At 59.3% G+C, this 13155-nt stretch carries 14 protein-coding genes; 6 read left to right on the plus strand and 8 right to left on the minus strand.

Annotated elements, in window-relative coordinates:
- Positions 1-222 precede the first annotated feature (222 nt).
- The 4 genes from H7A77_RS04155 (at position 223) to H7A77_RS04170 (ending at position 3925) form a co-directional block, all read left to right on the plus strand.
- Positions 223-1527, plus strand: coding sequence for a PAS domain-containing methyl-accepting chemotaxis protein (locus H7A77_RS04155; protein ID WP_033633761.1), 1305 nt, complete (start codon positions 223-225; stop codon positions 1525-1527).
- Between the two features lie 180 nt (positions 1528-1707).
- Complete coding sequence (locus H7A77_RS04160) at positions 1708-2277, plus strand: TetR/AcrR family transcriptional regulator (RefSeq protein ID WP_033642384.1); 570 nt, start codon at positions 1708-1710, stop codon at positions 2275-2277.
- 11 nt (positions 2278-2288) lie between these two features.
- Positions 2289-2927, plus strand: coding sequence for a GNAT family N-acetyltransferase (locus tag H7A77_RS04165; RefSeq protein ID WP_149542592.1), 639 nt, complete (start codon positions 2289-2291; stop codon positions 2925-2927).
- Positions 2915-3925, plus strand: coding sequence for a S9 family peptidase (locus H7A77_RS04170; RefSeq protein WP_047572173.1), 1011 nt, complete (start codon positions 2915-2917; stop codon positions 3923-3925). The genes H7A77_RS04165 and H7A77_RS04170 overlap by 13 nt, the downstream gene beginning before the upstream one ends.
- A 2-nt stretch (positions 3926-3927) precedes the next feature.
- On the opposite strand, the gene ybiO is transcribed toward H7A77_RS04170, so the two are convergent.
- From ybiO to dps, 6 genes are all read right to left on the minus strand, one after another.
- Complete coding sequence (gene ybiO, locus H7A77_RS04175; protein ID WP_182073862.1) at positions 3928-6147, minus strand: mechanosensitive channel protein; 2220 nt, start codon at positions 6145-6147, stop codon at positions 3928-3930.
- A gap of 154 nt (positions 6148-6301) precedes the next feature.
- Positions 6302-7024: a glutamine ABC transporter ATP-binding protein GlnQ gene (gene glnQ / locus H7A77_RS04180; protein ID WP_004939230.1), complete on the minus strand. Its 723-nt coding sequence runs from the start codon at positions 7022-7024 to the stop codon at positions 6302-6304.
- Positions 7021-7680, minus strand: coding sequence for a glutamine ABC transporter permease GlnP (gene glnP / locus H7A77_RS04185; protein WP_004939229.1), 660 nt, complete (start codon positions 7678-7680; stop codon positions 7021-7023). Before glnP ends, glnQ begins: the two co-directional genes overlap by 4 nt.
- Positions 7681-7783: 103 nt before the next feature.
- Positions 7784-8527 (minus strand): glutamine ABC transporter substrate-binding protein GlnH, encoded by a 744-nt coding sequence (gene glnH, locus H7A77_RS04190; protein ID WP_016928516.1) that lies wholly within the window; start codon positions 8525-8527, stop codon positions 7784-7786.
- Positions 8528-8865: 338 nt separating this feature from the next.
- Positions 8866-9132: a DksA/TraR family C4-type zinc finger protein gene (locus H7A77_RS04195; RefSeq protein WP_033642389.1), complete on the minus strand. Its 267-nt coding sequence runs from the start codon at positions 9130-9132 to the stop codon at positions 8866-8868.
- 142 nt (positions 9133-9274) lie between these two features.
- On the minus strand, positions 9275-9778 hold the full coding sequence (dps, locus tag H7A77_RS04200; protein WP_016928514.1) for a DNA starvation/stationary phase protection protein Dps: 504 nt from the start codon (positions 9776-9778) through the stop codon (positions 9275-9277).
- Positions 9779-10135: 357 nt separating this feature from the next.
- Here dps and H7A77_RS04205 point away from each other — a divergent pair, with 357 nt between their 5' ends.
- On the plus strand, positions 10136-10687 hold the full coding sequence (locus H7A77_RS04205) for a shikimate kinase (protein WP_047025035.1): 552 nt from the start codon (positions 10136-10138) through the stop codon (positions 10685-10687).
- Here the strand turns inward: H7A77_RS04205 and nanQ are convergent.
- Positions 10669-11136: an N-acetylneuraminate anomerase gene (nanQ, locus tag H7A77_RS04210; protein ID WP_033642391.1), complete on the minus strand. Its 468-nt coding sequence runs from the start codon at positions 11134-11136 to the stop codon at positions 10669-10671. The two genes, H7A77_RS04205 and nanQ, sit on opposite strands and share 19 nt — an antisense overlap.
- 132 nt (positions 11137-11268) lie before the next feature.
- A complete protein-coding gene (gene rhtA / locus H7A77_RS04215) occupies positions 11269-12156 on the minus strand; it encodes a threonine/homoserine exporter RhtA (RefSeq protein WP_033650558.1) in 888 nt (295 codons plus the stop codon).
- Positions 12157-12556: 400 nt separating this feature from the next.
- On the opposite strand from rhtA, the gene ompX reads away from it, so the two are divergent.
- The gene (gene ompX / locus H7A77_RS04220; protein WP_019454480.1) at positions 12557-13075 is read left to right on the plus strand and encodes an outer membrane protein OmpX; all 519 of its coding nucleotides are present in this window, start codon (positions 12557-12559) and stop codon (positions 13073-13075) included.
- Positions 13076-13155 lie beyond the last annotated feature (80 nt).

The following is a 13155-nucleotide window of genomic DNA, read 5'->3' on the forward strand; positions in this document are numbered from 1 at the left end:
TTATTCTCAATACAGTTATTCATAATAAAAATCTTAGGTTGTTGGTTTATTTAAATTCGAATAATTACTTTACTGAATAAATAAATTTAATCCGGTTAAGAGCAATAACCAGAAGGATCGGCGCTGCCCGCTCCTTCCGCGATGGCACGTCTGCGTGTGGGCGCGGCATGTGGCCAGACAAAATAAGAAAAGCGCGATCATCTGCCACAAGGACTACACCCTATGCTGTTACGATTCAGTCAGTTAACTACCCACAAAGGCGCCGAGCTGAGCGCGATAGAACACGCCGTTCCCATGATTGTATTCTCGCCCGACGGCACGGTATTGCGCGCCAACGATCTCTTTCTCAGCACGCTCGGATTTCAACGCGATGATGTGATAGGCCGGCATCACCGTATTTTCTGCGATCCGAACTATGTCGCCAGCCCGTTATATCGCGAACATTGGGAGACGCTGAATAAAGGGCAACCCATCACGGACACGATAAAGCGCATCGCGAAAAACGGCGAGGCGGTGTGGCTGCAGGGCACCTATGCGCCGGTGCTGAATAAACAGGGTAAGGTGGTGGAAATCGTCAAGATAGCCAGCGAAGTGACCGAGCGAGTGACCCAGGCGCAGGAACACCGCAGCCTGCTGGCGGCGCTGAATCGCTCGATGGCGATGATTTCTTTCACGCCGCAGGGCGACATTGTCAGCGCCAATGACAATATGCTGGCGCTGATGGGCTATCGGCTGGATGAGGCGTGCGGGCAGTCGCATGCGGTGCTGTGCCCACCGGCGTTCGCCGCTTCCGACGATTATCGGCGGCACTGGCAGCGCCTGGCGCGCGGCGAGTTCATCACCGGGCGTTTTGAGCGCGTCAACCGGCGCGGCGAACGGGTCTGGCTGGAGGCCAGCTATAACCCGATCCTCGACAACGACGGCCAGGTGGTGAAAGTGGTGAAGATCGCCCAGGACATCACCCGGCTGATGCAACAGCAGCAGCATGAAGAAGAGATGGTGCGCAACGCGCATCATCTGTCGCTCGATACCGACCGGCAGGCGGCGCAGGGCGCGGTCATCGTGCAGCAGGCGGTGAAGGGCATGCAGCAGGTCGAAGCGGCGGCGCGCGAAACGTCGGACGTGGTCACCGAGCTTGGCAAGTGTTCTCAGCAGATCGGCACCATCGTCGAAGCCATTCGTAAAATTGCCTCGCAAACCAATCTGCTGGCGATTAACGCCTCCATCGAAGCCGCCCACGCCGGTGAGCACGGGCGCGGTTTTGCGGTGGTGGCCAACGAGGTGCGCACGCTGGCGGAACAGTCGCGCAAGGCGGCGACCGAGATCGAACGCATGACCAAGTCTATCCAGCAAGGCGTGGCGGCGGCGATCGCCGGCATGGCGACCTGCGTGGAACAGGCCGGCGGCGGTGTGGCATTGACCCATGACGCCGGAGAAGTGATCAATCAGGTCAACATCGGCATGCATGACGTCGTGAAACTGATGCAGGCGTTTACGTCGGTGAAGCAGGGCGACGCGCTGCACTGAGTTTGCCGGGCGCCGCCCCTGAAAGTGGGGCGGCGTTTGTCTCTTCCCACCGATCTCTGCCCCGTTGAGCCGTAGTTCAATTTTACCGGTCTATGCTAGACTTGAAAATGAACGAACGTTCGTTCACTTGTTTGTATCAATTTACGGCGCCCAGCGCCCTCATTGCTTCGGGAGCTGCCGATGGGAAACCGAGAAAAGATTGTCGACGCTGCGCTGCACAGCTTTACCCATAAGGGATTTCACCAGACCAGCATGCGGGATATCGCCCAGGCGGCGGGCGTCAGCGTGGGCAACCTCTATAACCATTTTTCCGGCAAGGAGGCGCTGATCGGCGAGATCGCGCTGCTGGAAAACGGCGTATTCGCCGAGTTCGCCGCCGCATTGCGGGCCGAGAAAAAGCGGCCGAAACAGGCGCTGTCGGCCTTTTTCACCGCCTATCACGCTTTTGTCGCCGAACCGGACAATGTGCAACTGTCGGCGGAGATTGTGGCTGAAGTGGCGCGTAACCCGGCATTGGCCGAGCCGTTCAGCGCCAACCAGCGGCAGTTGATTGAGGCGCTGGCGACGACGATCGCCGAGGCTCAGCAAATCGGCGAGATCGCGCCGGCGATAGCGCCCTTGCCGCTCGCGCAGCTGGTGCTGGACGTGATCGAAAGCCAGGCTTGGCGGCAGGCGATCTTCGCGTCGCCTTCGCCGGAGGCGATCACGCCGGTGCGGCTGTTGGAACAGCTGCTCTACCGCCAACCCTAGTCGAGGTTGATATGTTGCACATTGAGCCTTATCGCGACGCTGACCGCCTGCAAACGGCGGCGTTGATCTACGCCGCGTTCTGCGACAAATTCCAGCGCGCGCGCAGTCTGAGCGCCCGCCTTCAGTGGCGTCTGTTCTATCGGCTGTGGAGTTGGAAGCAAAGCGGCAGCCGGGAGCGCAGCTTCGTGGTGAAACAGGATGAACAGGTGGTGGCGGTCTTTGCCCTGAATGCCATCGATGGCGAGAACCGCGCTGGGCCACGTCCGCGCGCCTTGCCGATTTGGCGGCTGTGTCGCCGCTATGGCTGGCTAAACGTTTGGCGTATGTATCTGCAAATTGCGGTGTTGCAGCACACCCCGGCGGCCGATGAGCTGTATCTTTCCTACCTGGCGGTGGCCGAGAGTCAGCGCGGCAAAGGGGTGGGCAGGCGACTGCTGCAGTGGATGAATGACTACGCCGCCGAACAAGGCGCAGGCCGGCGCCTGAGCCTGCACGTCAGCCGGTGCAACGTCGATGCGCAGCGTCTGTATCAGCGCTGCGGTTTTCAGGTGCGGCGCGAAGAACATTACGCCTCGCTGGGCTTGCTGTTCGGCAAGGCCGATTGGGTGTTGATGGAGAAACGCAGCGGGGAGGCGACGTGCGCAGAATAGGGCTGTGTCTCGTGGCGCTGCTCTTGCCGGTGCTCGGCTGGGTGATTTACGTCAACGACTTTCGCTTTGTCACCGAACCGGTCGTGGTGACCGCCGGCGGCAATCGGCTGACCGGCACGCTGGTGCTGCCGGAGCATGCGCCGGTGAAGCCCGGCGTCGTGGTGTTCGTGCACGGCGATGGACCGGCCAACGCCAGCCGCGACGAAGGCTATTACGGCATTTGGGAGACGATGGCGCAGCAGGGCTATGCGGTTTTATCCTTCGATAAGCCGGGCGTGGGCGGCTCCGGCGGCAACTGGCTGCATCAGACCATGGCGGATCGCGCGCGGGAAACCGCCGATATCATCGACTGGGCCCGGCGGGACGGGCGCTTCGATGCGCGCTGCGTGGGGCTGTGGGGCACCAGTCAGGCGGGGTGGGTGATGCCGGAGGTGGCGCGTTTGCGCCCCGACATCGCGTTTACGCTGGCGGTGGCGCCGGCGATCAACTGGCTGCGGCAGGGGCGCTACAACACCCGGGCGGCGATGGCGGCGGCAGGGGACGATGAAGCGTCGATCGCCGCGCGCGAGGCGCACTGGCGCCACATCCAAACGCTGCTCGAACAGCCGGACGGCTACGAACAGTACCGCCGTGAGTCTGGCGCCGCCGCTGCATTGAGCGCCGACCGCTGGCGCTTTATTCGCGCCAACATGGCCAGCGACGCGACGGCGGGATTGCGGCATTTCGCCACGCCGGTGCACCTGATCCTGGGCGGGCGCGACGTCAACGTGGACGCGGACGAAACCGAGCGCGTGTATCGGCAAACGATCCCGGCCTCGCTGCTGACGGTGACGCGCATCGACGAGGCCGATCATGTGATGGTCAAGCCGCTGTTCGCGCGCCATCCGTGGCTGATCAACGTGGTGGGCCTGTTTGCCCCGCGCTCGGTGCAATACGACGCCTACCGGCAGGACGTGGCGGCCTTCCTGGCCGCTCAGCCCTGCGGGCGCGGGCGCTAACCTCAGATCGCCGCGGGCGGCGCCTGCTCGTCATGCGGCTGCGGCGCGCGGGAAATCTGCATCGCCTGCTGCGGCATGCCGATGCCGGCCCGATCGAAATGGATTTTCACCAGCCGGTCGAGGGCGTATTGCACCACCCACTGTTTCAGCGCCTGCGTGCGCACCGTCACGCGGGTGGTGAACGAGCGATCGCCCAGCGCCACCACGCCGTTGAAGACCGGCTCGCCAATCAGGAAATGCTTCACCTGTTCATCCTGCTTCAGCGCCTCGATGGCCTGATGCAGCACCGCATTGACCCGATCGATGTCCTCGTCGCGGCTGACGGTGTAATTGGCGCGGTATACCCCGAACTCACGCGCATAGTTGGCCAGCGTGGTGATCGAAGAGTACGGCACGATGTGATAGACGCCGTAGTCGTCGCGCAGGCCGATCGAGCGGATGGTCATGCGCTCCACGGTGCCGGTGATGCCGCTGACGGTCACGTATTCGCCGGTGTTCATGCCGTTTTCAAACTGGATGAACACGCCGGTGATCACGTCTTTCACCAGCGTCTGGGCGCCGAAGCTGATGGCCAGCCCCAGCGCGCCGGCGCCCGCCAGCAGCGGCGCGATGTTCAGTCCGACCTGCGACAGCACGATCATCACGGTGATGGTGCTGATAACGATAGCCAACACGTTGCGAAACAGCGTCAGCAGCGTGCGTTCGCGCGCGCTCGGCCGCACGCCGTTGCTCAGCTCCAGCGCCAGGCGGTGCTCGATGATGCTGGCCATCAGCGTCCAGCTGAACACGGCGATCAACAGGATCAGCAGAATATGCACCAGTCCGCCGAGCGTCCGCTGGCCATTTTCGCTGCCCGCCCATTGATACAGGTTGATCAGATGCCAGGCATCGAGCAGAAACAGCGTCACTGCCAGCACCACCATCACCCGCAGTATCTTCAACCCGTTGGGGATGTAAGAGTTGATGCGCCGCTCGAGCATCGGATAGCGCAAATTGACGTCGGTCGGCAGCGAAATGCGGCGGAAAATCCAGCGGGTCAGCATGCCGGACAGCAGGGCGCCGACGCCGACCACCAGCAGGCTTTTTACCGTAGCGCTCATCATAAAGCGCAGGCTGTTGCCGATGTCGAACTGGGACAGCACGAACAGCACCAGAAAATAGGCGATCGCCAGCAGGTGCCAGACATGCCCCAGCCCGCGCAGGATCACGCTGAAAAACGCCATCGACCGTTCGGCCAGCAGGTTGATCTGTTGCTGTATCGGTTTGCGGTTGTGCAGGATCAGCCAAATGGCGTACAGCGTCAGCGCCAGCATCACCACCAGGTTGACGGCGGCGGCGGCCGAATAGCTGATCTGCACCGCCACCACCGGCACCACCACCATCAGGCCATAGCCGATCAGGCCGCTGAGCCAGGCGAGGCGGGTGTTCCAATAGCGCGCGCTCCGATCGCTGAAGGGGAACGGGCGCAGATAGTCGAAGCTGGGGGCGAAAATCAGCCGCAGCACCGCCTTGAAAAATTCAATTACCGCGAAGGCGCTGAGAAACAGGGTCTGCAGCCGCAGGATGGTGGCGCTGTCGGCGTGGACGTGGCGGGCGAACAGGTTGCCTGCCGCCAGCGCCAGCAGCAGCACCAGCAGATCGATGGCGAAAGCGCCGAGAATGGCGGCGGGGCGCTTATACCACGGGCCGCGCTGCAGCCTGGCGTTGTGCCCCCAACTGCCCATGCGCTTGTACAGCGGCGCGATCAGCCGGCGGATCAGGTGGAACAGCGCAAAGGTGACCGCCACCGTCAGCAGAAAGTAGCCCAGCGCGCGGAAAAAGCCGGCGGGATTGAAAACGCGCTTCGGGCCGGAATCGATCAGCTTTTGCAGCGCGCCGAGCTTCTGGTTAAAGATGCCGATGCCTTCCTGCGCCAGCGAGTTCAGGCTGTCGCTCAGCGTAACGGGCGTCGATTCCTCCGGCGTTGTCGGCGCGGCGGCCGTAGCGTCGCCGGCGGTCTGTTTCAGGTGGTCGATGAGTTCCGCGCGCGCTTGGTCGTCTTGCAGCAGATCGGCCAGCGCGGCGTAGGCGGCTTTCTGCTGCTCGCTCTTGTCGGCGGGCGCAGGCGGCGCATTTTGCGCCAGCGCCGGTGCTGCGAAGACGCTCAGGGTCAACAGCAGCAGCAGGAAAAGCAGGTGTTCTCGCAGATGAGAACCTCGTCGGGAGTCTGCGTTTGGCGGCATGGTTCCTCTCTTTGGCGTTCTGTGATCGGCGGATGTCAGAGCAATACGATGAAAAACAATCAATATAGTAGGAAAGGAAGCGCGATGGGGCGTGGGAGAGCGTGCGGAATGAAAGCGGCGGGCGCGTGCAACGCCCGCCGTTAAATCGCCAGGATCAGGACACGTGCTGCAGAAACTCCTGCAGACGCGGGCTCGGCGGATGGTTGATCAGATCGTGCGGGTTGCCGTCTTCGGCAATCCGGCCCTTGTCGATAAAGATCAGGCGCGACGCCACTTTTTCGGCAAAGCCGACTTCGTGGGTGACGATGACCATCGTCATGCCTTCCTCGGCCAGGTCTTGCATCACCTTAAGCACTTCGTGGCGCAGCTCCGGATCGAGCGCGGAGGTCGGCTCGTCGAACAGCATCATTTTCGGCTTCACCGCCAGCGCGCGCGCGATCGCCACGCGCTGCTGCTGGCCGCCCGACAGTTCGGACGGGTAGTGATGGGCGCGCTCCGCCAGACCGACCTTGGCCAGCAGCTCGCGCGCCAGCTTTTCCGCATCGGACTTCTTCGCGCCGCGCACGCGGATCGGGCCGAAGGCGACGTTTTCCAGCGCCGTCAGGTGCGGGAACAGGTAGAACTGCTGGAATACCATGCCGGCTTCCTGGCGGATCAACCGATCGTCCACTTTCGGATCGTTGGCTTTCAGGCCATCGACGATCAGATCGCCGCTGGTCACCTCTTCCAGCTTGTTGATGCAGCGCAGCAGGGTGGATTTGCCGGAGCCGGACGGCCCGATGATCACCACCACTTCGCCTTTGTCGATCTTCAAATCGATGTTGTGCAGCACCTGGGTTTGGCCAAAATGCTTGGAGACGTTTTTAAATTCAATCACAGGATTTTCATCCTTCTTTCCAGACGACGCAGCACGAAGCTCAGCACCAGAGTAATAATCAGGTAGATAACCGCCACGGCGCTCCAGATTTCCAGCGCGCGGAAGTTACCGGCAATAATTTCCTGACCCTGACGGGTCAGCTCCGCCACGCCGATCACGATGAACAGCGAGGTATCTTTGATGCTGATGATCCACTGGTTGCCCAGCGGCGGCAGCATGCGGCGCAGCGCCAGCGGCATAATGACGTAGCGGATGGTTTCGCGGCGCGACAGGCCGAGCGCCAGCCCGGCTTCGCGGAAACCGTTATGGATAGACAGCACCGCGCCGCGGGTGATTTCCGCGATGTAGGCGCCGGAGTTGATCATGATGGTCACCACCGCCGCGGTGAACGGATCGATGCGCAAATCGGTGAACGCCATCGGCAGGGCGAAGTAGATGAACATCACCTGCACCACGATCGGCGTGCCGCGGATCACTTCGATAAACACCAACGCGATGTGGTTGGCGATCCATCCGCCGTAGGTGCGGGCAAAGCCGGCGACGAGGCCGATGATCAGGCCGCCAATCAGACCGAGGACCGAAATCCACAGGGTCATTTTGGCGCCCTCTAACAAGATAGGAATGGCGGGCCAGATGGCGCTCCAGTCGAACTGCATGATATTTCTCCCGGTGATCCCAAACGTGGGTATCAGATACAACGAAGCGCAGGGGGTTAAGCGACCCCCTGTGCTTAAGTTAATAGCGTGCCAAGTTCACCGCTTACTTAGGTTCGGTGCCGAACCACTTCTTGTAGATTTCGTTATAGGTGCCGTTCTCGCGCAGGGTTTTCAGCGCGCCGTTCACCTTCTCGCGCAGCGCATCGCTGCCTTTAGGGAAGGCGATGCCATACTGCTGCGCTTCCAGCGAATCGCCGACGGTTTTGAACTTGCCGGCGCCGGCCGTCTTGATGAAGTATAAGATGTTTGGCGTGTCGTGCAGCACCGCGTCGGCGCGCTTGGTGCCCAGTTCCATATAGGCGTTGTCAATGTTCGGGAACTGACGCAGATCCTTGGTTTTGATGTGCTGCTTGGCGTAATCCACCGAGCCGGTGCCGCTCTTCACCGCCACCACTTTACCGTTCAGATCGTCGATGCCTTTCACGCTGTTGTTGTCGGCATTGACCATGACCAGCAGGCCGCTTTTGTAGTAACCGTCTGAGAAGTCGATGGCTTTCTTGCGCTCATCGGTGATGGTGATGCCGGCCAGCGCCAGATCGACGTTTTTGGTCTGCAGCGCCGGAATGATGCCGCCGAAGTCCATCGGTTTCAGGGTGTAGTCCAGCTTCAGCTCTTTGGCGACGGCGGCCCACAGGTCGATGTCGAAGCCGACGTATTTGTCGCCTTGCTTGAACTCAAAAGGAACGAAAGCGGTGTCGGTGGCGACCACCAGTTTGTCTGCTGCGTGGGAACTTACGGCAAAGGCCAGGGAGAGTGCGGCCAGGGAGACTTTAAAAATCGACTTCATGAGAGGAATTCCTGTACAGGTTGCGGATTACCCATTTTTTATATTGCAGTTGGTGCCATGAAAAAATCGTGCCATGTTTTCAACTAATATAAAAACAAAGAGTTACTGCGTGATGTTGTGCCGTGACGGCGAATAGTTATGGTTATGCACCACAATGAGGCACCGAAATGGTGCGTAAGAATTATCTTGGTGCACGGGGCTATCATTAACCAAATTTTGGCTGTGAAACAACCGTTCTTTAACGTTTTTGCTTCAATATTGATAACTAACTCTAACTTTCATGATCCATTGACGGTGCAAGCGTGACCGCGAGAGGGGAAAAAGGGGAGCAGATAATGCTAGCGCAACTGGCTGTCTTTGCTGCCGCGCCGGTTGTACAGGCTGCTGGCCGCGTGTTTTTTGTCTTGTTCGGCCTGGCAGGTGACACAAAAACGCACCCCCTTCAGCGCCTTGCGGCGCGCCTCGGGGATCGGTTCTCCACATTCCTGGCAATAGCGCTCGCTCTCGCCATGCCCGAGCGCATCACGCGCGCGCTGCACCGCATCGTCGACGGTAGAATCAATTTGATCTTGTACGGCGCCGTCCGCCGCCCAGCCGCTGGCCATCATGACCTCCTGACAAGGGAAACCTACCGTTTAATATGGGCCGTTTTTTGCACAATTCAACGGCCGCGCAAAAGAAAACAGGCCGGGCGAAGCCCAGCCTGTTCTGCCCGGCACAACGGGCGGTCTGCAACGCGCTGCGGCGTTATTCGATGTTGGATTCGATGAACCACAGGAACTTGTCCAGATCGCGCGAGGCGGCGGTGAACATGTCGGCGGTGTCTTCGTCTTCCACTTCGGTAATGGCCTTACGGATGTCATTCGCCACCGCGCCGTAGCGATCGGCCAGCGCTTTCAGGTGTTCTTGCACGCTGTGGATATTGGTCGGATAGCTTTTCAGCGGCGTGCGATCGTTCACCACCTGTACGGTGCCCAGCGCCACGCCGCCCAGCTGCACCACGCGCTCGGCGAAGGTGTCCTGGTGCTCGATGATGGCGGTGCGGAAGCCGTCCAGCATTTCATGAACCGCGATAAAGTTCGCGCCACGCATGTTCCAGTGCGCCTGTTTGGTGATCAACGAGAGATCGATGAATTGCACGACCTGATGGTTCAGCGCCTTGATGGCGGCCAGTTTGATTTTTTCGTCCAGATCGTTACGGGTATACAGCAGATCAGAAGATTTCGTTTTCACCAGTTTAGCGGTACTCATATCAGATATCCTCTTGATTAGTCGTTGTCCTATTTCGTTACGGGATCAATTATAGCAGGGCTGTTTATTTTTGCCGGACGAAAATGGCTATTGCACAAATAGGGTTAGCCTACGAATAATGGATCTGGTTGAATTTTTAATTAATGCAACACCATGAAAAATATAGTTATTTATCATTCGCTGATTTATTGTTTATGGCTGTGAAAATTTACCTTGGTTATTTTATTTTTTCGCCTGCGGGCTTCGGCTAAATATCCGCTTTGTTATCGTGGTGTTAATTTCTCATCCATTCATATTGATAGCGGTAATTGATGCCGCTACAGTAGGGCAATTATCCTCTCTCTTTATAGGCGAATAATGAAAATTAACGTCGTCGGCACCAGCGGCAGCGGTAAAAGTACCCTGGCGCGTCAACTGGCGGAACGGCTTGGTGTGCCCTATATCGAGATGGACAGGCTGTATTGGCGGCCCGAATGGCAGGGAACGCCCGATGACGCGTTCCTGGCGCGGCTTGAACAGACGCTGGCCGAAGCGGGGGAGGGCTGGGTGCTGGACGGCAATTACAGCCGCACGCAGCCGATCAAGTGGCGCGAGGTCGATTATATTCTGTGGCTGGACTACGGTTTCGGCCGCACGCTGTGGCAGGCCGTGCGCCGCGCGTGCCGACGCGCGGCCGGCAAAAGCGAGCTGTGGCCGGGCACCGGCAATCGGGAAAGCTTCCGCCGTTCTTTCTTCAGCCGCGAGTCGATCGTGCTCTGGACGATCCGCACTTACTCGAAGAACCGGCGAAAATACCTGGCGGAGATGGCTCGTCCCGACGCCGGACGCCGTTTCGTGCGCCTGCGTTCTCCCCGCCAGGCCGCCGATTTTCTACGGGCGCTGCCGCAGGTTCACAGCAGCAGACGGTGATGGATCCTCACCACCGCTTTCTTGATTTGCTGTGGCCGCTGCCACACGCAGCCGGTCTTGTGCGGCTCCATCTGGAAAAAGAGGGCGAACATGCCGTGCGTCATGTGCAGTGTTTGCGGGTGGCGTTTGATGTCCAGCAGCAGCAGATCGCTATTTTCCGCGTGGGGTTGTTCGCGATGTCCGTTGCCCGCCAGACCGTATTCGATGCGCTCTTCACCGCTGATCAGCAGATGCAGCGCAATGTATTCCTGATGCATTTCGGCGCGCTTTTCCGCCGCCGGCGCGGTGGTCAGCGTCATCACGTCCATAAAGATGTTGTCGCCGTCGATCGGGTGATGCCCCAGCGCCAGTTCTGGCAGGTCGCATCGGCGCAATTCGGTCAGGGTTGAAACCAGCGCCGGCGCGAGTCCGCGGCCGAAGCGTGGGTTGAACAGGCTGTTGTGAATCACTGTTATTCTCCATGTGAGCGAAAGTCCAAAGAGCCTGCGATACAGGCTAAGGGGAAGTATGCCGACTTGTCACGAGGAAAACAGTTAACCCGCCTGCATTCCGACGTTGCGGTCTGCAGGCGAGTCGGGTCATCAGGAAAGGCTTTCGAGGCGAGGTTTGGGGCGAATGGTGAGGGCGGAGCCCATGGAGGCGGCGATGATCGCCGCCAGCGCCAGCCATTGCACGCCGCTCAGGTGTTCGCCGAGGAACAGCATGCCGGATAACGCCGCCATCGCCGGTTCCAGGCTCATCAAGGTGCCGAAGGTGCGCGCCGGAATTTTGGGCAGCGCGATGATCTCCAGCGAATAAGGCAGCGCGGTGGAGAGGATCGCCACCGCCAGCGCTATCGGCAGAATCTCAACGTTGAACAGCACGCTGCCGGTTTGCCAGGCGCCGATCGGGCAGAACACCAACGCGGCGATCAGCGAGCCGAGCGCCACCGTGCCGGGGCCGTGATCGCCGCCGGCCTTCTGGCCGAAGATGATATAGACCGCCCAGCAGGCGCCGGCGCCGAGCGCGCAGGCGGCACCGAACGGGTCGATTCCGCCTACGCCGTGACCAAGCGGCAGCAGGAACCACAGCCCGGCGATCGCCAACGCCACCCAAAGGAAGTCAATCGGCCGCCGCGACGAGAACATGGCCACCGCCAGCGGGCCGGTAAACTCCAGCGCCACGGCGATGCCGAGCGGCACGGTGCGCAACGACAGGTAGAACAGGTAGTTCATCGCGCCGAGCGACAGGCCGTAAATCAACAGCGGCAAGCGGCTGCCGGCGGCGATGCGCATGCGCCACGGGCGGAAGATGATGAACAGAATCAGGGTGCCAATGAAAAGACGCAGCGTCGTGATGCCTTCCGCGCCCACGATCGGGAACAGGCTTTTGGCCAACGAAGCGCCGCTCTGGATCGACACCATGGCGATGATTAACAGACAAATGGGCAGCAGCGCGGAGGGCGCTCTGCCGGCAGTAGATAACGACATCCTTAACGGGCCTTTTATGCGCCGTTCCTCAGCCTTGAGAAAACGGTCGAAACGGGGATGCGAGCAGTGTAAATGAAATGGCGAAAATCTGTCTGAGAAAAGCGCGCATCGCGGTGAAATCCGCCGATCCTCGGATGAGATGTGGCGGATTTGGTCAAAAAATGCGCTTTTTCTTAAGAATTATCTGGATATTAAATAGGTGATTTTTGTCACAGAAAGTCGTAGAATACGGCCGAAAATAGAGCGAAAAGAAGAAGATACACTGTTCTTGAAATCTTCTGTTACACGATATAAAGCATTAGACACTCATTTCAAGGCAGAGTTTCACGCTAATTTTTGTTATATTTTCAAAGCATGAACAAATGGATGTACTTAATAATAAAACGCGTTTGAGGTGGTTATGAAAAAAATTGCATGTCTTTCCGCAGTAGCAGCTTGCGTATTAGCAGTTAGCGCAGGTACCGCATTCGCTGGTCAGAGCACCGTATCCGCTGGCTATGCGCAGGGTGATTTCCAAGGCGTTGCTAACAAAGCCGACGGTTTCAACCTGAAATACCGTTACGAGTTCGACAACAACCCACTGGGCGTAATCGGTTCCTTTACCCACCTGGAAAAGGACGGTTCTCAGGACGGTTTCTATAACAAAGCTCAGTACAACTCTATCTCTGCCGGTCCAGCATACCGCATCAATGACTGGGCGAGCATCTACGGTCTGGTTGGCCTGGGTTACGGTAAATTCACTACCAACGCTCAGAACGGCACTTCTCGTCACGACACCGCTGACTACGGCTTCACCTACGGCGCCGGTCTGCAGTTCAACCCAATCGAGAACGTTGCCCTGGATGTCGGTTACGAGCAGAACCGCATTCGCAGCGTTGACGTTGGCACCTGGAACGTTGGCGTAGGCTACCGCTTCTAAGTGTGTTCGTGCCTGCGGGCATGAACCTGCGGCCTTGTTTGCCGCACCCATAAAAAATCCGCCTCCGGGCGGATTTTTTT

This window comes from Serratia sp. ME47 (assembly GCF_903970925.1).
GTDB lineage: Bacteria > Pseudomonadota > Gammaproteobacteria > Enterobacterales > Enterobacteriaceae > Serratia > Serratia ureilytica.